This is a genomic window from Maridesulfovibrio sp. FT414, assembly GCF_050916235.1.
In the GTDB taxonomy this organism is placed as follows: Bacteria; Desulfobacterota; Desulfovibrionia; order Desulfovibrionales; family Desulfovibrionaceae; genus Maridesulfovibrio.
The window spans coordinates 1-19503 of the sequence record NZ_CP104854.1 but is presented as its reverse complement, the minus strand read 5'-3'; the positions used below and the strand labels follow the sequence as shown (position 1 = coordinate 19503).

The 19503-nt window shown below is 50.4% G+C and carries 18 protein-coding genes; 6 read left to right on the top strand and 12 right to left on the bottom strand.

The genetic code is table 11. The annotated features are described in order from the left end of the window. Positions 1–142 precede the first annotated feature (142 nt). The 5 genes from N7E73_RS00090 to N7E73_RS00070 form a co-directional block, all read right to left on the bottom strand. Positions 143–1021 (bottom strand): 4Fe-4S binding protein, encoded by an 879-nt coding sequence (locus N7E73_RS00090; RefSeq protein WP_432736586.1) that lies wholly within the window; start codon positions 1019–1021, stop codon positions 143–145. Positions 1022–1365: 344 nt separating this feature from the next. Further along, positions 1366–2250 carry a dTDP-4-dehydrorhamnose reductase gene (gene rfbD, locus N7E73_RS00085; protein WP_432736585.1) on the bottom strand — a complete coding sequence of 295 codons (885 nt, stop codon included), beginning with the start codon at positions 2248–2250 and terminating at the stop codon, positions 1366–1368. Continuing rightward, the gene (gene rfbB, locus N7E73_RS00080) at positions 2247–3269 is read right to left on the bottom strand and encodes a dTDP-glucose 4,6-dehydratase (protein ID WP_432736584.1); all 1023 of its coding nucleotides are present in this window, start codon (positions 3267–3269) and stop codon (positions 2247–2249) included. The genes rfbD and rfbB overlap by 4 nt, the downstream gene beginning before the upstream one ends. 130 nt (positions 3270–3399) lie before the next feature. Beyond that, a complete protein-coding gene (locus tag N7E73_RS00075; RefSeq protein WP_432736583.1) occupies positions 3400–3885 on the bottom strand; it encodes a tRNA (cytidine(34)-2'-O)-methyltransferase in 486 nt (161 codons plus the stop codon). An 80-nt stretch (positions 3886–3965) separates the two neighbouring features. Continuing rightward, entirely contained in the window at positions 3966–5273 is a 1308-nt protein-coding gene (locus tag N7E73_RS00070) for a bifunctional metallophosphatase/5'-nucleotidase (RefSeq protein ID WP_432736581.1), read from the bottom strand. Positions 5274–5799: 526 nt separating this feature from the next. Here N7E73_RS00070 and mltA point away from each other — a divergent pair. Together mltA and N7E73_RS00060 are read left to right on the top strand one after the other, a co-directional pair. Then, on the top strand, positions 5800–6978 hold the full coding sequence (gene mltA / locus N7E73_RS00065) for a murein transglycosylase A (protein WP_432736579.1): 1179 nt from the start codon (positions 5800–5802) through the stop codon (positions 6976–6978). Between the two features lie 6 nt (positions 6979–6984). Continuing rightward, a complete protein-coding gene (locus N7E73_RS00060) occupies positions 6985–7713 on the top strand; it encodes an MBL fold metallo-hydrolase (protein WP_432736577.1) in 729 nt (242 codons plus the stop codon). A gap of 254 nt (positions 7714–7967) precedes the next feature. Here N7E73_RS00060 and N7E73_RS00055 read toward each other — a convergent pair whose 3' ends face one another. The 6 genes from N7E73_RS00055 to N7E73_RS00030 form a co-directional block, all read right to left on the bottom strand. Continuing rightward, a complete protein-coding gene (locus N7E73_RS00055; RefSeq protein ID WP_432736576.1) occupies positions 7968–8663 on the bottom strand; it encodes an orotate phosphoribosyltransferase in 696 nt (231 codons plus the stop codon). A 66-nt stretch (positions 8664–8729) separates the two neighbouring features. Beyond that, a complete protein-coding gene (gene pyrC, locus N7E73_RS00050) occupies positions 8730–9773 on the bottom strand; it encodes a dihydroorotase (RefSeq protein ID WP_432736574.1) in 1044 nt (347 codons plus the stop codon). Continuing rightward, positions 9770–11104, bottom strand: coding sequence for a Zn-dependent hydrolase (locus tag N7E73_RS00045; RefSeq protein WP_432736573.1), 1335 nt, complete (start codon positions 11102–11104; stop codon positions 9770–9772). The genes pyrC and N7E73_RS00045 overlap by 4 nt, the downstream gene beginning before the upstream one ends. 15 nt (positions 11105–11119) lie before the next feature. Beyond that, the gene (locus N7E73_RS00040; RefSeq protein ID WP_432736571.1) at positions 11120–12397 is read right to left on the bottom strand and encodes a TRAP transporter large permease; all 1278 of its coding nucleotides are present in this window, start codon (positions 12395–12397) and stop codon (positions 11120–11122) included. Positions 12398–12416: 19 nt separating this feature from the next. Next, positions 12417–12935, bottom strand: a complete 519-nt coding sequence (locus tag N7E73_RS00035) for a TRAP transporter small permease (RefSeq protein WP_432736570.1) — start codon at positions 12933–12935, stop codon at positions 12417–12419. 62 nt (positions 12936–12997) lie between these two features. Next, a complete protein-coding gene (locus N7E73_RS00030) occupies positions 12998–14017 on the bottom strand; it encodes a TRAP transporter substrate-binding protein (RefSeq protein WP_432736569.1) in 1020 nt (339 codons plus the stop codon). A 385-nt stretch (positions 14018–14402) separates the two neighbouring features. Between N7E73_RS00030 and N7E73_RS00025 the strand changes: the two genes are divergently transcribed. Together N7E73_RS00025 and N7E73_RS00020 are read left to right on the top strand one after the other, a co-directional pair. Beyond that, entirely contained in the window at positions 14403–15290 is an 888-nt protein-coding gene (locus N7E73_RS00025; RefSeq protein WP_432736568.1) for a helix-turn-helix domain-containing protein, read from the top strand. Positions 15291–15301: 11 nt separating this feature from the next. After that, positions 15302–15646 (top strand): phenylpyruvate tautomerase MIF-related protein, encoded by a 345-nt coding sequence (locus N7E73_RS00020; RefSeq protein WP_432736566.1) that lies wholly within the window; start codon positions 15302–15304, stop codon positions 15644–15646. A gap of 65 nt (positions 15647–15711) precedes the next feature. Here the strand turns inward: N7E73_RS00020 and N7E73_RS00015 are convergent, their stop codons facing one another. Beyond that, positions 15712–17688 (bottom strand): U32 family peptidase, encoded by a 1977-nt coding sequence (locus N7E73_RS00015; protein WP_432736565.1) that lies wholly within the window; start codon positions 17686–17688, stop codon positions 15712–15714. 57 nt (positions 17689–17745) lie between these two features. On the opposite strand from N7E73_RS00015, the gene N7E73_RS00010 reads away from it, so the two are divergent. Both N7E73_RS00010 and N7E73_RS00005 read left to right on the top strand, forming a co-directional pair. Then, complete coding sequence (locus tag N7E73_RS00010) at positions 17746–18540, top strand: dihydroorotate dehydrogenase electron transfer subunit (protein ID WP_432736563.1); 795 nt, start codon at positions 17746–17748, stop codon at positions 18538–18540. A 3-nt stretch (positions 18541–18543) separates the two neighbouring features. Continuing rightward, the gene (locus N7E73_RS00005; RefSeq protein ID WP_432736562.1) at positions 18544–19461 is read left to right on the top strand and encodes a dihydroorotate dehydrogenase; all 918 of its coding nucleotides are present in this window, start codon (positions 18544–18546) and stop codon (positions 19459–19461) included. Positions 19462–19503: the final 42 nt, after the last annotated feature.

The window sequence follows — 19503 nt, the reverse complement described above, 5'->3', positions numbered from 1 at the left end:
CGTATGGTGTAGATTGCCTTAATGGGCGTTGTAATATGGTTCAATGAGCAGCTGTAAATTGATCTCCGACATTAAATCGTTGATAATTCACCAATATGATTTACTAAATGAACAGAATTATAAAAATTAATTTCCTGTAGGCTCATTGACCAAGCTGCATGTAGTAGTTGCGCAGCATTTCGAGCGGATATGGCGAATCCCAGTGATTGGTGATTTTGGCAGCTAAGTAGTAAATGAGCAGGATGAACACCGAGCCGACTGCGATCACATACCACGGGAGTTTAATCCGGCTGAGGCGGTCAGTCACTGTTATGCAGCCATCAACCGGGCAGGCATTTATACATTGAGTGCAGCCTATACATTCGGCTGAGTTGACAGTTTCTTTCCGGTCCACCTCTATGCCGCCGGGACAGGCCTTATTGCATTTACCGCAGTTGATGCAGCTCTCCTTATCGCGTTTTACCGCAACAGGTGATGCCTTGGCGATGACTCCCAGCAGCGCTCCATAGGGGCAAAGGAAGCGGCACCAGAAGTAAGGAATGAAAAGACCCAGAACCGGCAGTGCTCCGATGATCAGAGCCGCCGTTAAACTAGGGTTGGAAAAGAACATCATCATGCGGGCTTCCGCAGTGAAATTGTAGGGAGAGCGGATGAAGGCTTCCAACTCGCGTCCTCCCATTTTCACAAACACCGTGTACACGAAGAAGGTCATGGCTATGTACTTAGGAATTAGCAGGGCGAATTCCAGTTTGCCCCTGATTCTGATTGTTTTTCCAATCCTGCGGCCAATCTTGTTAAGCAGATTATGTATAAAGCCTACGGGGCAGATATAACCGCAAAAGCCTTTGCGCATGATCAGGGACATGGCCAGTACGGCTATAAAGATAGTCAGGCCGGCTGGGTGTACGTCATCAAAGACTCCCTGAGTGAAAAGTTTTTTTAGGGACAGCAGGGCGCTGATGGGAAGAAATCCTTCCACAGCACCGGGCTTGCTGACCGGAGTGGCTGACTGTCCGGTCATAAATTCCAAGAACAGGTAAAAGCGATATCCCACCCAGACGCAGAAAAGCGTCATTGCAAACTGAATGGAATCCCGCACTAATTTTGGGGATATTTTGTTCATATTTTTTGAATTTGGTTGGTCGTGAGTAATAATTTGCACGAATATGGCGTGCGGCATGTCTTTTCGTTCTCATCATTAGCGGTATGAATATCCTGATCCGAAAGTCAGTTGAGGGCAAATTATACAGGCAACTCAGGGATAAGGACGGTGAGAGGGCACATTATTTGTTAACCGATGGATGAGAACGGCTCAATATAAACAGGCAGACAAGTCCTTTGGGCATGTCTTACCCGTATAAATATTTAGTCGTCGTGTATGTCTCCAATATCATTGTATATGTAGTCACGTAGAGCCTGAACCCAGGGTCTGGGTGTAATTCCGGTAAGTTCAGTCAGCTTGGCGGTATCCAGAACGGAGTAGGAGGGTCTTTTGGCTTTGGTGGGATATGCGCTGCTGGGGACAGCGTCAACACGACAGTTGATTGCTGAGCAGTTAATGGCTTCAGCTGCCAGCTCGCACCAGGTGGCTTTGCCGGAATTTACCACGTTAAAAATTCCGTTGGCTTCGTTTTGCACCAGGGCAATTGTGTATTCTGCAAGGTCAGGGGTATATGTCGGGGAGCCCTTCTGGTCGTGCACTACGGTCAGAAAATCTCTTTCTTTCGCAAAAGTGATTATTTTGTGTACGAAGTTGGTTTTGTAGGGGCCGAAAAGCCATGCTGTCCTGATGATCAGGATCTGGTCATAGTCTATCTGCAGGAGCTTTTTTTCTCCCGCAAGCTTAGTCTTTCCGTAAATAGTCTGGGGATTTGGCGTGTCTTCTTCTGTGTATGGTGAGTCTTTTTTTCCGTCGAAGACAAAATCGGTACTGAAATGGATTAATTTGCAGTTGCGGATTTTCGCGATACGACCGAGTGAGACCGGAAGGGTTGTGTTCAGCAGGTGGGCTTTGTTTTCTTCTTCTTCGGCCTGGTCGACCATTGTATAGGCCACTGTATTGAAAATAAAGTCAGGTTCTTCCCGGTCAAGAAGCTCGCTTAGACTCTTCTCGTCCATCGGGTCAAAGTCCGATCGGGAAAGTGGGATGGTAATTACCTGATGCTGTTTAAGTCTTTCAGTAAGAATCCGTCCCAATAGCCCGGTCCTGCCGCCTAGAATGACAGCTTTTTTACCAGCCAGTTCCATCATTTTCGTTCTCCGTACCAATGATCCATGAATTCGCGGTAAGCTCCGCTGCGCACGTCTTCAAGCCATTCGCAGTTGTCTCGATACCATTCGACTGTTTTGCGGATGCCTTGTTCAAAGGTCATGGCAGGGGAGAAACCAAGTTCCTTCTCAGCAAGCGAAAAATCCATGGCATAGCGCATATCATGACCCGGGCGATCCTTGACGTAGGTTATGAGTGATTCATCCTTGCCGAGGATGGCCAGCAGTTCCCTGACGAGCTCAAGGTTGGTCTTTTCAGCAGCACCGCCGAAGTTGTAGGCCTGCCCCGGACGACCTTTGAGCAGGGTCAGCTCAACTCCGGTGCAATGGTCATCAACGTATATCCAGTCTCTGATGTTGGATCCGTCTCCGTAGATAGGCAGATTCTCATTTGAACTTGCCTTGATGAACATGAGCGGGATGAGTTTTTCCGGGAACTGGTATGGACCATAGTTGTTTGAACATCTGGTGATGGTCACGGGAAATTTGTAAGTTTCGAAATATGCTCTGGCCATGAGATCGGCACCGGCCTTTGATGCAGAATACGGGCTGTTAGGCTCAAGCGGGTTCCTCTCGGTAAATGCAGGGTCACTAGGGCCGAGAGTTCCGTATACTTCATCTGTGGAGACATGAACGAATTTTTCGATTCCGGCCTGACGGGCACATTCCAGCATATTCTGAGCGCCAAGAGTGTTGGTGGTCAGGAAAGGGGCCGGGTCGTTGATGGAGCGGTCCACATGTGATTCCGCAGCAAAGTTTATCACAGCATCAATTTTGTAATCATGCAGCACGGAAGTGACATATTTTTTGTCACAAATATCTCCATGCAGGAAAGTGTAGCCGGGGTTGTTCTCTTTTTCGAGTTTGAGCAGGTTTTTACGGTTTCCGGCATAGGTGAGTTTGTCGAGATTGAAAATCTGCCAGTCGGGATGCCGTTCGGTCATGAGGTAGATGAAGTTGGTTCCGATAAATCCGCATCCGCCGGTAACAAGAAGTCTCATAAAATCTCCAGAATTAATTTACTTGAGCCGACAACATACCCTTTGCTTAAAGGTAATGCAAGAAAGTGCATGTGCAGCTATGGAATACTCACGGCACCCAAAAAAATGTATATTGTAGTATCTTGTTGTATTATTTGAATATAACTTCGGCATCGAGGCATGATAAAGCCTGGTAGAGTATGATCCCGGCTGAAGTTGATAGGTTCAGGCTGCGCACATTGTTTGTTGTGGGGATGTTTACTGCATGCTCAAATTCAGCGAACATCCAGTCCGGCAGCCCTCTGGTTTCAGGTCCGAAAACAATATGGTCACCGGGCAGAAATTTGAAGTTGAACAGGTGTTCACCTCGTTTGGCACTTGTTGTGACCAGTCTTTGCGGGCGAACATTGTCTTTGAATTCCTGCCAGTTCTTCCAGACGGAAAGCTTTACGCTTGGCCAGTAGTCCAGACCTGCACGTTTGAGATGCTTATCCGAGATTGAGAAACCGAGCGGTTCTATAAGGTGTAACGGGGTGTCCGTCCCAGCACAGAGGCGGGCGATATTACCTGTATTTGGAGGTATTTCCGGTTCAAACAGAACAAGACTGAAAGGATTTAAGAAATTTTCCTGCTTCATGGCTGGAATCGATAACAGGAGATTTCAGTCAGGGCAATTGCAATCTTTATGCGGACAGCAATCCTGGTTCATTCAGGTTTTCATTGGAAAAAAGGAGTGCCTTGTCTGGTAAATACATAGGGATTGTTTTTTATCCTTATTTCTTTCATATCCAACAGCCCTAATTTTATCACATCGCGTACCTTGATGAAGGTTTCGACCTTTTCCGATGCATCTTTAAGCGTGAGAAAGCCGTCACCGCCCCGGGCAAGGAAGGAGTTCGTTGTTATGGAGTACTTTTTGTCTGGATTGATCGGATGAAATACTCCGTCACCATCAAGTACTTTTATATCGGAGATACGTGTTCCGGGCGTTTTGACACTGACTGGTTTGCCTATATCATTGAATTCGAGTTCTTGCGGGGTGCCTGTAAGATCCAATGAATATTGTATCCCTGAAGTATGAAGGAAGGCTCCGGATGGAGCAGGAAGTTTATGGACTGATCTTTCAAGGATTTCTTTCAGTTCTTTCCCTGTTACTTTCAATATGGTGATGGTGTTGCCGAAGGGGAACATCTGGTTTACATCGCTGCCTGAGATCGGCCCTGAGGGCAGTTTCTTATTTCCCCTGATGCCTCCGCTGTTCTGAAAAGCTATATCTGTTTTAAATCTTTCTCTCATGATATTTGTTACAAGCTTCCCCACTGGAGCCTCACTTATCCTGATAAGCTCAACTCTGGTATCGATTTCTACGGGGGAATTAGTTAAGACTTCATTGAAATCGTTTCTGCTTGTCTGCGATTCAATATAGGAAGCAATTTTCGGGTCGGATTCAACCTGATCTGTTACAGGTATTATGGTCCACTCATGGTGATCAATGAGTCCGTTTTTCATTTTTACTTTCAGGACGCCCACAAAGCGTCCATGGCTGCCGCACTGTACCAGCAGGCCGGGGGTGAGGGCGTCTCTTGCCACAATCTCCTGTCCGGGCAGGATATCCTTGTGACTCTGTCCCCCGCAGACAATGTCCACTTCCGGCACATTCTCAAGAATTATTGCTTGGTCATCAATGTTTAGATGGCTCAGAAGAACGACTAGATTTGCACCGTCATGCCTCAATTTTAGTGCCGTTGCACGTGCGGATTCTATAATGTTCGTATCTACTGAAATATCCGGCCCAGGATTGGAGATCATGGACAGGGCCGGCAGAACCATGCCGATAATGCCAACTTTCAGGTAGTTCTTTTCGATGATAATGTTGGACTGGATGAATTTTTGAAGCTTGTTGCCATGGGGTATGTTTATATTGCTGGCAATGGTAGGAAAATTCTTGTTCTCAAGGCACTTGATGAGAAAATTTGTGCCGCGATCAAACTCGTGGTTGCCTAGAGTTGATGCATCAAAGCCCATCAGGTTCATGGTTCCGAAAACAGTTTTTCCCTGTTCGTTGGTCAGGGATTCACCCATGAGATCATCGCCGGTAGCAAAGGTCAGGCAGATGCCGGGGTATTTTGCCCTATATGATTCAAATACTGACTGAATTCTTGCAAATCCTCCGAAAGTACGTACCATACTTTCCGAGTTGCTATCGGATTTTTCACGTTCGGGGAGCAACTGACCATTCAGTCCCGAAGTAGTAAGCAGAATCAGGTCCCATCTGGCTGCGGCATTAGTTGTGCTGGTAAATAAAGCTGCAATGGTTATAAGTAAGACAATGTAAATTCGCATCATTTGTCTCTGTTTGTCTTGTTGATTCTGAATGCCCGGTTTGTATTAGCGGGTAGTAATAAGTATTTTGAATATACGTTGTTGTTTATAAGTCAGTTCCGGAAATTAATCCAGTGCCGGACACAATAATATATGATATTGGGAGTCTTTGTATATGCTTCGTTTAAATCAGATGTTCAGGTTTTATTTAGCTACGATATTATTGTTTATGTCGCTTGTGGTCGGAGGATGTTCATCCAGAGCCCCGGTGGAAGTTCAGGCCCTTCCTTCGAAGGGATATGTCAAAGTCGACAGCACTCAGGTAACAGGTTTAATCAACAGACTTTATACCCAATCTGGACCGAATTTTTCGTGGATGAGTCTTGAAAACGTTATCAGGCATAATCTGCAGTATCTTTCAAGGAGACCGGCTAATGAGATTGCCGCCAGATACGGACAGTTTGAGATAAGCTGGGAAATGCTTCGCAGAACCAATGAGGATTTTCTGCAGATTCTCCCATTACTTGAAAGTTCCCCTGAACTGTTGAGTGAGAATTTTGTCTGGTATGAACTTACTCCGCGGACTCTCCTGACAGGGTATTACGAGCCGTATCTTGAGGCATCGCTTGTCCCTGATCCGGAATATCCCTATCCGCTTTACAGTATTCCTGCGGATATGAAAAAGCTTGATCTCGGTAAGTTTCACCATCGTTGGAAAGGTCAGACACTGCTTTACCGCACAGAGAATGGAGAAGCGGTTCCCTACTATGATCGTGAGGATATAGATTTCAAGGGAGCTCTTCAGGGGCAGGGGCTGGAGATTGCCTGGGTAAAGGACAGGGTTGATATTTTTATGCTTCAGGTTCAGGGCTCTGGAAGGCTTGTTCTTCCAGACGGTAGCATAAAGCATGTTCTCTATGCCGGAAAAAACGGCCTGAAGTACGTTTCGCTCGGCAAGGAACTGATTGAGCGCGGTATTCTGTCTAAAGAGGGCATGAGCATGCAGAAGATAAGAGCATACTTCAAGGAAAACCCGCAGATGATTCAGGAACTGCTTGTAACCAATCCGAGTTATGTTTTTTTCCGGCTGGATGATGAAGGACCGTTCGGCTCAATGGCATGTCCACTTACACCCATGGCGAGCATAGCTACTGATACTTCGGTCATTCCGCATGGGTCTTTGGCTCTTCTAACAACCCGGATTCCCGTACAGGGGCAGGATACCCGAGAGGCCGTAGCAAAGATAGTAATGGCTCAGGACAGAGGCGGAGCGATCAAGGACACCAGAGTTGATCTTTTCTGCGGTTCCGGGCCTGAAGCGGAGTTCCTTGCCGGTCATCTGACTTCATGGTCGCATGTCTATTTCCCGGTGAGCCGCGCCTACCTTGATGAACTTAAGGATCAGTAATCCATCATGAAGATCTGCATTACGCACATATTCCATAACTGTTTTGTTCTGGACGCTGGTGCCTCCTGCTATGTGTTTGATATTCCTTCAGAGCGTTTCAGAACAACAAAGGCTCTGGAGGCATTACAGCGAGCTGTGGCAGCCCGTGATGTGATAGCCTTTTTCACCCACAGCCATACTGACCATTTCGCACCTGACTACCATGATGTATGCAGTGGAGCGACTTCGCTAAAGGCTGTTATTTCTGATGATATAGAGGAGATGTTTCCGAATATGTGTTTTCGGGATGTTCTGGTTGTGGAGCCAGATGCCAAATATGAATTTGAGGGGCTTGGCATTGAAACCATGATGTCCAACGACCTTGGGGTGGCGTATATAATAAGAACTCCGGAGAGGCTTAAGATCTACAACGGTGGCGATCTGGCATGCTGGGATTGGGATAACGCGTCCCTTGCTGAGCGTAATTTTGTGAGAAATTTTTTCAGGGATGCCGTGCGAAAAGTCGCGTCTGAAAAGGTGCATGTAACGTTTTCAAACGTGGATCGTCGGTTGAGCAATCTGGCTGGCGGACCTCAATTTGTTGAGGTTGTTCAGCCACAGGTGTTTGTCCCGACTCATGCCTTCGGCAGGACAGAGTGGCTGGATGGAATTCATGCGAAGCTTGGTCTGGACGAGTCAAAGTGTTTTACGTACAGGCGGGCCGGAGACAGCAGGTATTTTGATATAGAGATATGACGGTAAGCTAATGGGGATTCCAAAGGTCCACTAGCTGTTAGGCGAGAAGCTTTGCTATGATTCTTACGGATATGGAGAGCAGGGCTAGCTTGCTCCTTTTGCCTCCGGCGGTTGCTTTTTGCCATTTACGGGCGATGAATAGCAGGTTATTTTAAAATAAAGGGCGCAACATCATGATGTTGCGCCCTTTATTATTGTATCTTGGCTTTCGAGGCTTTTATGGTCTTGGAAATGAAGACAGTAGGAGCATCGATTTATTCAGGATAGGTGGAAACGCCGCCGTGGGCTGCAGACCATTCCACGGGATTGTTGAGGAACTTTTCAACTTCGTCCAGGGATTTGCTGTCGAAGTACTTATCTTTTTTGGCAACGTTGAGGATATCCCACCATGTTGCGAGAGAGAGCATTTCGAGTCCTGCTGCGGCGAGGGTTTCCTTGGTTTTGGGGAAAATTCCGTAGTGGAAGAGAACAAAGGTGTGGGTGCACTCTGCACCTGCGCGACGCAGTGCCTGGGCAAAGTTGATCTTGCTGCGGCCGTCGGTGGTCAGGTCTTCAACCAGCAGTACTCTTGCGCCTTCAGAGAAATCGCCCTCGATCTGTGCGTCGCGGCCGAATCCTTTCGGTTTTTTGCGAACGTACTGCATGGGGAGCATGAGGCGGTCGGAAAGCCATGCGGCAAAGGGAATACCTGCGGTTTCACCGCCGGCTACGCAGTCGATGGACTCGAAACCAACCTCGCGCAGGATTACGGAAGCACCGAAATCCATCAGGGTCTGGCGGACGCGGGGGAAGGAAATAAGCTTGCGGCAGTCGATGTAAACCGGGCTGGCCCAGCCGGAAGTGAATTTGAAAGGTTCATCCGCACGGAAGTGTACGGCTTTAACTTCAATCAGCATTTTCGCTGTGATTTCAGCGATGGTCTCTTTGTCCGGAAAGCTGGTGGGAACCATTGTTTCTCCTTGTGTTGTTTTATCGCGGAAAAAAGGCTGAACCGGAATATAACGGTTCAGCCTCTATCAATCAACCAAATCCCAAAATAAGGGAGTATCGGGTTTGAATATCTTTACGACATCGCCCCCTGTTTCGATCTGCCAGTCCATTTCCACGGGTTCATCTCGTTTGACCAGAGTAACAGTGCTGCCATTGGGAGAGAGTCCGTAGAATCTGGCACCGTATATGGATGTAAATCCTTCCAGTTTATCGAGAGCGGAAAGCTCATCGAAAACCTGGGTTACGTATCCCAGAGAAGTCGGGGCATTGAAAATGCCTGCCGCTGCTCCGGCCTTTTCCTTGTTTGCGGCCGGGTGCGGAGCGGAATCAGTGCCCAGGAAAAATCTTTCGTCGCCGGAAATAGCCGCCTTGCGTACTGCCTCGCGATCCTTGAATGTCTTGGCAACAGGCAGGCAGTACATGTAAGGATTCATCCCCCCTTTGAAAAGATCGTTGCGGGTCAGCAACAGGTGGTGCGGGGTGATGGTGGCGACCATGTTCTCATCCTGATCGTACACATAATCAACGCCTTCCTTGCTGGTAAGGTGCTCGAAAACTATTTTGAGTTCCGGGAACGTCTTGCGGACCGGCTTGAGAATGCGCTCAATGAAGACGGCTTCAAGGTCGAAAATATCTACTTCGGGGTCAACAACCTCTCCATGAACCGAAAGAGGCAGACCTATTTCCTGCATTGCTTCGAGAACAGGATAGACTTTTCTGATGTTGGTAACACCGCTTGCGGAGTTGGTTGTGGCCCCGGCCGGAAAAAGCTTTACAGCGTGGAATGCCTGTACCGCATAGGCGGCCTTGAGGGCTTCCGGGCTGGTGGAGTCGGTCAGATAGCAGGTCATGAGCGGCTCAAAATGTGAGCCTTCGGGACGCGCATCGATGATGCGTCTGCGATAATTTTCGGCCTGCTCGGCAGTCGTAACCGGAGGAATGAGGTTGGGCATTACAAGGGCACGCCCGTAAATTCTCGCACTGTACGGCAGCACAGCTGAAAGCATCTCTCCGTCCCTGAGATGAAGATGGAAATCGTCAGGTCTGATGATGGTAATTTGCGTGCTCATAGGTTGAACTCCGTAATTGTGCGGTAAAGAACCGATATGCCGCGGATGAAATCATCCATTTCCATGTCTTCTTCGGGATTGTGGGAACCGTTGCGGTTGCGCACAAAAATCATCCCGGTGGGAACTCCGGCATTGGCAAAGAGCGAAGCGTCATGTCCTGCGCCGCTGGGTATAGCTTCTACAGGTAACCCTTCTTCCATGCAAGCATTGTTTATGCGTTCAATGAGATTTTCATCCAGAACAGCAGGCGGTGTTTTAACCGGCCTGTCGAATTCAAACTTTACTTTACGCTCATAGGTTATGGTCGCACATTCTGAATGAAGCAGGGCTTCTATGGCAGCGAGTGTGTGCTCATACTGGCTGCGCGCTTCAAAACTTAAGGTCACTTCGCCGGGAATGCGCGACATGGCATGGTGCTGCGGATCGGTGGAAAGAATGCCGCAGGTTGCCACGAGATCTCCACCGTGCTGGAGTATGGTGGTCCAGTGGTCGTCGATACGGGTGATCAGTTCCGAGGTGGCAAAAACGGCGTCGTGGCGCAGCCAGCGTGGTACGGCTCCGGAGTGTCCTGCTTCGCCGATGCAGCTGATCCGGCGGTGGCGGATGTTGCCCCTGATCCCGGTTACCGCTGCAACAGGCAGATTGCGGGCGATCATGACCGGGCCCTGTTCAATGTGCAACTCGAAGAACGCCTTGATGCGGGAAGTGTCGATGAGTTTTTCGCGGGCAGCTATGCGGCTGACTTCGGCTCCGCAGTCGGCCATGTGTTCACGCAGGGTGCGTCCGTCGTCTCGCTGGGTCAGCTCCTGTTCGGATTCGTCGAGCTTGCCGAGCAGGGCCTTGGACCCGAGGTAACAGGCTCCGAACCATGCGCTTTCTTCCCCGCGCAGGGCAATGACTCTGACCGGGATTTCGGGTTTGAATCCGGTCCGCTTCATTTCAACGAGGCAGAGAAGCCCGGCTATTACTCCGGCTGCTCCATCGTAGTTGCCGCCCTGCGGCACTGAGTCGAGGTGGGAGCCGACAAGGATGTATTCCTGATCATGGGCACTTTCTTCAAGTTCAATGACTAGGTTGGCTGCTGCATCACGGCTGGTGTGCAGTCCTTCAGAACGGGCAAACTCCTCTATCATATCGAAAGCCCTGCATTCTCCCGGTCCGTATGAGGCCCGCGATACCCCGGACTTGTCTTTGGACAGGTCTTCAAGTTCCTTGAACAGCCGGGCTGCATCTCCGGTGAGATGCGCAAGGCTGGGGTCCGTCTGGGGGACCGGGTGCGGAGCCATGGATCTGGGTCCGGTTCCCATTCCGTGTGCTGGTGCGTTCATCATAAATAAAAGTCCTGTTTAGGGTGCAATGAGGCTGGGCAGGAAGGTAGCCAGACCGGGCACGTAGGTAACCAGAATCAGCACCAGAATGTTGATAAACAGGAACGGCCACACCCCGTTGATGATAGCCATTACAGGCTTCTCAAGGGTTGATGAGGCCACGAAAATATCCAGGCCGAAGGGCGGAGTGATCATGCCGATGCAGATGTTCAGGCAGACGATTTCGCCGAAGTGGATGGGGTCGATTCCCATGGACAGGGCAACGGGGTACAGGGGCGGAACCAGAATCAGCAGGGCCGAGTTGGGGTCGATGAACATGCCTGCAATGAAGAAAGCCACGTTTACGATCATCAGGAAAGTCAGCGGACCGGCTTGGATGTCGGTGAGGAAATTGGTGATCAGGACCGGAACCTGAGCCAGTGTGACAAAGTAGGACAGGACGCTGCCCATGGCCAGCAGGATAAAAATGATGGTGGTGGAGATGGCCGCCCGTTCGGTGATGTTTATCAGTCGGGAAAGGGACAGGTTCTTGTAAACGAATGCTTCAATCAGAATAGCGTAAACAACGGATACAGCTGCAGCCTCGGTGGGGGTGAACAGACCTGAATAGATTCCGCCGAGGATGATGACCGGAAGGCCTAGTGCCCATGCGGCATCCTTGAAAACGGTCCAGAACGGGGTGGCGGTCTTTTCGCCGCGCCCGACTCCCTTGCGGATGGATTCGACCATGACAAGTGCGCAGAAAGCAAGGCCTAGTGCTATACCGACACCAAGTCCGCCGATGAACAGGCCGGTGATGGAAGTTCCGGTCATCCAGCCGTAAATGATCAGGGTGATGCTGGGCGGAATGAGCAGAGCCGTTTCAGCACTGGAGATGATCAGTCCGAGGCTGAATTTTTCACTGAAGCCGGTCTTGCGCAGTTCCGGGTACATGAGTTTACCCATGGCTGCAACTGTGGCCGGAGCGGAACCGGAAACGGAACCGAAAGCCATGGAACCTGCAATGGTGGTATGGCCGATGCCGCCTAGGCGGTGGCCGGTGAAATATTTGATAAGATCGGTCAGTCGTCTGGCTATCTGGCCGGAAGCCATGAGTTCTGCGGCGAAGATGAAAAACGGAATTGCCAACAGGGTGGAAAAGTTGATTCCGCCGACCAGCTTCTGAATAAGTACCGGGTCTGGTATGCGGGGGAAAATGAATGCCTTGGTCAGGAATGCTGGCACGCCCAGCACAAGCAGCATTTCAAAGCCGCAGACAAGCATCAGCAGGGCGATGAGGATAATTACGGGAGTCATGTTTATTTACCTGCCTTTACTATTTGGTCGCGACAAGAACGGGACGGAAATGACGGTCGTTGACTCCGGAGAGCTCCAGTGCATAGCGCAGGGCCAGCAGGGAGAATCCTATGGTCGGTGCAACGTAGAGCCAGTACATGGGCAGGCCCAGAGTTGGGCTTAACTGTCCTGTACGCATGACGAATTTGACCAGTTCAATGCCCAGCTTGACCAGATAGCAGCTGAATACCACTCCTGTAAGGTTGATAATGACCGATACTATTTTACGGGGCAGTTCGGGCAGTTTTTCAAAAAGTGTGGTTACCGCAACCTGACGGCCCCGTTCAAGGGCGAGGCCAAGGGCCAGAAATACGGCCCAGACCATTAGCAGGCGGGTTGCTTCGTCAATCCATGCGAAAGTGCTGGCGTACTGGGGCATTGTTTCACGCACCAGCACGTTGAATGTGTAAAGTCCGACCATGATCAGGTTGATTGAGATGATCAGTATCCGTTCGATGATTCGTATTCCCGCGAGCAGGGAACCCAGTAACTTCCGCATGTGTAACTCCTGAAAAAAACGGCGGGAAAACACGCGTTCTCCCGCCGCAATATGAATGCAAACTATTTTACTATCTTGGTGTATTCTTTTTCGTAAAGATCGATCAGCTTCTGCCCGGTGACTCCTGCACGTGCAAGGTAGGCAGCCTTGGTTCTGGGGTACATGAGCTTACGCATTTCAGCACGGTCAGCATCGGAAAGGGGAGAAGCCTGTACTCCGGCCTTTTTGATTACTTCAAGAGCATCCTTCTGAGCCTGTTCCTTGTTCAGCTCAACACTGGGCATTACTTCAAGGAAGGCATCAATGATGATCTGCTGGTAGTTGGCAGGCAGGGATTCCCACCACATGGGGTTGAAGAGGATGTAATCTTCCATTGCACCGTGTTCGGACATTACCAGGTATTTCTGAACTTCGTAGAACTTCATGCGCTGGATGGTGTCAAGGGGGTTTTCTTCGCCGTCAACAACGCCGTTCTGCAGGGCGGTGTAGAGTTCGCCGAAGGGCAGGGCGATGGCGGAAGCACCGATTGCTGCAAACTGCTCAATGAGGATTTTGGAATCCATTACACGGAAGGACTGACCCTTGTAGTCAGCCAGGGTGTTGAGGGGCTTGCTGGAAGTGAAGTTCTTGCGACCGTTGGGCCAGGTTGCGATTGCCTTGAAACCTTTGGAGTCGAAAGTTTTCAGGACTTCCTTGCCGAATGCGCCCTGACGCAGTTCCTGAGCCTGTGCACGGTCAACGGGCAGTAGGAAGGGAATGTCCATGATGGATACTGCGGGGTTGAAGCCGCCGAGGAATGCTGCGGGAGAAACGGTTCCCTCAATAGTGCCGAACTGTACGCCTTCGTTCATCTGGCGCTGGTTACCGAGTTGGGAGGAAGGGAAGAGTTTGAATTCCACTTCTCCGCCGGTACGTTCCTTTACCAGTGCGGCTACTTTTTCAAGTCCCTGATGGCGGGGCTGCAGGGGAGATTCAAGGTGACCGATACGAGCTTCGAATTTTGCTGCTTCTGCTGCAACAACGCCGCCCGCAACCAGGCACAGAGCCAGTGCGAAAGTGACAATGCGTCCGAAAAATTTCATTGGAAAGCCTCCTGAGTATTTGTGAAACCGTGCTGTCAGAAGCCTCTTGGGGGCCTGATAGGACCCTGCGGGGCTTAAATTTTGCGTCTTGCATTTTTTCGATTCGATTTTGTGTCCGGCAGCTGGAAGAACGGCCTGAACGGCTCAACATGACAGGCCAACCTGAAGGGGACCGGTCTTAAGATTCCTCCCGGAAGTACTTGAATCGTAACAAAACACAGTCTTCGATTGCTTAGAAATGAATCAGAAAAGAGATTATTGTCAAGAAAAATCTAATTTTTGAAACAAATGAAAAAAATGTTCACAAAAATGAGATTTTGGTTCACAATTGATTACAAAGATGGCAAATGAGAATCCATCATATAAATATGGAGATGTTTTCAGGATGAGTGAACTTAGTCCGAAAGAAATAGGCCAGAGACTCAAAGCTTTCAGGTTGGGCAGCAAGTACAGTGCAGAAGAGATTGCTGCCAGGATAGGTATTTCGCGGGCAGCGCTGTATCGCTATGAAAAGGGTGACCCGCCTAAGCTGGAGACATTGGAAAGCATTGCCGAGCTGTTCGGGGTATCCCTCACTTCCCTTATGGGAGTCGGTGTTGAGTATATCTCCTCAGCAATAAGTTTTTTTGAAAGAATGCGTCAGAATGAAGCGGAGTCGGAACATCTTTCGGTTATGTTCGGACTGGTTTCCTATCTCCTGACCACTGACGAATTTGATAAATACCTCATGATTTCCATAAAGGAAGGTTTACCAAGTGAGCTGCAGGGGAGTGCCGAAGTTGAGAGGCATGTATCCGAGGTCCTTGCCGTTCTGAAAGAGCGTAAGAAAGGGTACAGGAAACGCTGTCCGGGAATGGTCAATCTTGCGTCTGCAACAAATCTGGAACAGTTCTTGCGGAACGGTTTTGTTGGAACTTTCGACCTGCCGGAAGAAGTGCTCCTTGAAAGGCGTGAGGTGGCCCGCCGTGAAGTGGAAAATGTAATCAACCTTCTTGAAGAGCAGCCAATAGGTGTGCAGATAGGTATTCTTGTCGATTCCGTTCCAAGCACCCATTTCCAGATCTTCCGTCAGCCTGAGCGCTCCACACTTTGTCTCAGCCCTTACAAATTAACTGATTTTCCCAATGTACGACTTGGCGTGGGAATGTTAACATCAGCACCGGAAGCCCTTGAACTGCACCAGAAAATGGTGACGGAGTTGTGGGGCAAAGCGCTGAAGGGCAGAAGGGCTGCGGATTATCTGCGAAAAATGATTAAGGAAAGTGGCCTTTAAGGGAGGATTGTATGCCTTACGTTCGTGTAGAAACCAATGTCGAAGTAGGTGCCAAGGCGGATGAATTTGTTGCAAAGCTTTCCAAGGTTGTTTCCGAGGCTGCCGGCAAACCTGAAAGCTATGTAATGATACTGTTTAACGACGGCTTGAAGATGTCTTTTTCAGGGACACTTGAGCCGGCTGCACTGGTGACTTTCAAAAGTCTGGGCCTGCAGGAGGATCGATGTGCTCCGATTGCAGAAAGGCTGTGCGCTTTTCTGGCAAGAGAACTGCGTGTGCATGGAAAACGTGTATATATTGATTTTGAGAATCTTGACGGAGCTATGCTTGGCTGGGACAGCAGGACGTTCGGATAGTTTTTTCGGGGAATGAAAAAGGGTTCCAAACTTGAAGCATGGAACCCTTTGTGGATTATGGCGATTTACAACAGGCTGAGATCCCAGTTGAAGTTGCTGGTTCTGCTCGGTTCCGGCACGGATTTGGGCCACGGTTCCTGAATATCGAGGAACATGGAGTATCCGGCGTTTTCAAGAACCTTGCGCTCGGCGGACAAGTCAAGGGGCCAGCCGGGGTAGATCCAGTAGTTCTGTCCGTACTGACGAGCCCAGCAGATTTCTTTTTTCTGGCTGTATATGGGACTCATGAGCTGGGTTTCTTCGGATATGATCCTTGAAATACCAAGCGGCCACATGCCGGATACAACCACGCCCAGCGGCAGTCTGCTGGCTGAAGGCAGGGCGAGGAAATCATCGCGGGAAAGCTCCGGGCTTACATAGGCGGATCTGAATCCCATATCGGCAAGCATGGCGATGCTCAACGGGTTGGCAACGTTGCAGAACGGCCCTGCGTGGAAACGTGTATTTGCGTCTTCCGGGAAAAGGGCTTTCTGCCATGGAGCGTTCAGAACGAAATCGCGACCTCCGCCGCTCAGGCAGATTTCAATTTCCTTTCTGATCTCGGCTTCCTCGTTGGGCCAGATCACCGGAGGCAGGTGCCACCAGATCTTTGACACGGCAGGACGCGGGGTTCTTTTGAGGGCGTTCATTGAAAGCCACACATCAGTGCCGAATTTGGTTTTGCCCTTGGGAGGATTACGCTGCAGGGTATGCAGGGCAGTCCGTTCCGGTGCAATGCAGGCTCCGGGCAGATGCAGCTTTATATCGCTGGCTGTCTTTTCCGGGGTATTGATTCTGGAAAGCTCTGTTTCCAGTTTTTTCAGCGCATTAACCAATCCTTCCTCGCGGCGGTCGATGAGGAAAACCTGAGTGCCGGACATGAGACGGGTTTTTCCTTTTACCGGAATGGAGACCTTGCCTCTTTTAGGAACGTATTTGCGTATCTTGAGGGTCTGATGACCCGGCTGGTCCTGATAGCCGATGCGCAGAAAGTCGCCGGGAAGAAGTTCTTCGCGGCAGGTGAAATATGGTTTTCCGTCCTTTTCCTGCTTGGTGATGCCGATGAGGAAACCGGAACCGGTTTCGTTGGATGGATCAAGCGGGGTATAAGGGCGTTGCGGCAGGAATACCGAGTGCGATGTGGGTCTGCCCAGAGCGAGATTGAGAAGCTCCACGGCATCCTTTTTGGTTTTTGCGTCGTTGGGATTGTCGCGCAGCATCCGGTAGGCCGTAACTGTGTAGAAAACGTAGTGAGGTCCTTTTTTACGTCCTTCGATCTTCCATGATGCAACCTGAGGGATTGAGAGGGTCGGCTTGGTAAGTACGTCCAGGCCCAGGTCGAGGCAGGAGAAAAGGCGTTTGGGCTGATCCTTGCGGCGGGCTCCTCCGTAGAGTCTGCGGCAGGGCTGCACACAGCGGCCGCGCAGCCCGCTCTTGCCTCCGAAGAAGGAACTCCAGTAGCAGCGACCGGATACGCAGTAACAGAGGGCCCCGTGCACGAACATTTCAAGAGTCATGTTTTCCGGGCAGGCATCGGCCATCTGCTTAATTTCGTCGAGGTTGAGTTCGCGGGGAACTACGACCCTGTTGACGCCCAGCTCTGCCGCAGCTTTCAGGGCAGCAGGGTGAGTGACGTTGGCGAGGGTGGACAGGTGAAGCTCACCTTCGTACCCGACCTGACGGGCTAGATCGACCATGGCGAGGTCCTGAACAATCAGGCCGTCGGGTTTGACGGTGCGGCTGACACGATCAATCAGGCGGGCGGCGGATTCCATGTCTTCCGGCTTGACGAGGGTGTTCATGGGAATGTATGTGCGCACGCCGTGTGCCCGGCCGAGCTCCGCAAGAGCAGCAAGCTCGCTTGTAGCGAAATTATAAGCTTCCATGCGGGCGGAAAAATGTTTAAGTCCGGCATATACTGCGTCTGCTCCTGCGGCTACTGCCGCAAGAAAAGAAGACTGGTCTCCTGCCGGAGCAAGAATTTCTGGCTTATGTTCATTCATAATGTATCACGCTGGTGCCGCCCTTATGCGGACAGCAAACATCTACAGGATTAAATCATGGGTGCAAACAATTGCAGGGCTGTTAAAGTCATTGATGTCAAGGCCCTCGGACTTTCCTCGCCCGGAGAGGAGATAGTGGAACTCAAACTCGAATACCCGGGTTGGAATAACGGCTGGAGAGCCGGCCAGTTCGTCATGATCAGACCTCTGGCGTGGCCTCTGGACCTTGTCTGGGGTCGTCCCTTTTCCATTTGTAACGCAGACGATACCAGTCTGACCATTCTTTTTCAGGTAGTGGGACGCGGAACCGAGCGTCTGCTTGAGCTCAAGGAAGGCGATCTGGTTAATGTCTGGGGTCCGCTGGGAACTTTTTTCAGTAAACCTGTGGACCGTCCTGTGCTCATGCTCGCCGGAGGAATGGGGTTAGCTCCTTTTTGCGGATATGTCGACACCCATTCGCAGCCTGAAAATCTTAAATTGTTTTTTGCTCATCGGCCACCGCTGGAGAATTATCCTTACAAGTCCATTGCCGGGAATGTTGCAGTGGAAGACATCCGTGAAACAAAGCCTGAAGATATCCAGACCATCATTGCCCGTGTGCGGGAGCTGGTAAAAGAATATGCCGACAAGGAAGGCCTTGTTACCGCCTGCGGTCCCATGCCTTTTCTGCGGACAGTCTGGAGTGCAGCCCGCGAATTCGGCGCAGATGCCGAGCTCTCCCTTGAAAATCGCATGGCCTGCGGCGTAGGAGCTTGCCTCGGCTGTGTTGCCAAGGATGACGACGGACATCACACCCAGGTCTGTACTACCGGCCCTGTATTCAAAGCAACCGAACTCAGTCTGGAGGATTAATAAATGGATATGTCAGTAGATTTTGCCGGACTGAAGCTCAAGAATCCCATTCTGACCGCGTCCGGAACTTTTGGTTTCGGTCTTGAGTTCAAGCGTTTTGGTGACCTCGAAAGCCTCGGTGGTATCGTGGTTAAAGGTTTGTCTCTGAAGCCGCGCGAAGGCAATCCCATGCCCAGAATTGCGGAAACACCTTGTGGTATGCTCAATGCAATCGGTATCCAGAATCCCGGTGTTGAGGTTTTTATCAAGGAAAAGCTCCCTAAGCTGCCATGGAAAAATCTGGCCGTGCTGGCCAACCTCTATGCCACTGATGCAGCTGAGTTCGGCGAACTGGCCGGAGTCTTGGCCGGAGAAGAGGGGGTTGCCGCACTTGAAGTGAACGTTTCCTGTCCCAACGTTAAAGAGGGCGGCATCGCTTTCGGGCAGGACCCGCGCCAGATAGCAAAGGTTGCGGAAGCGGTTAAGAAAAATGCCGGTAATAAGCCGGTCATCATCAAGCTTTCCCCCAACGTTACTGATATAACCGTATGTGCCCGCGCTGCAGAGGACGGCGGTGCAGACGGCCTGTCACTCATAAACACCCTTTCAGGCATGGCTGTTGATATAGAACGCCGTACCCCGCGCCTTGCAAACGTCATCGGAGGTCTTTCCGGTCCAGCAGTCAAGCCCGTAGCGCTGCGCTGTGTGTTCCAGGCCGTGAATGCGGTAAAGATTCCGGTCATGGGGCTTGGAGGAATCACCTCCGCAGAGGATGCCGCGGAGTTTCTGCTGGTAGGAGCAAAGGCTGTGCAGATCGGAACCGGAAACTTCATCAGCCCTGATATGGCATTCAGGATTGCTGAAGAATTGCCCAAAGTGCTCGAAAGGGTAAAAGCAGGGTCTCTTGATGAGTTTATCGGGAGTCTCAAGCTTCCAAAATAGCGCGTTTCTGGATTTTATTTAGAATAATTGAGAAAAAATGCT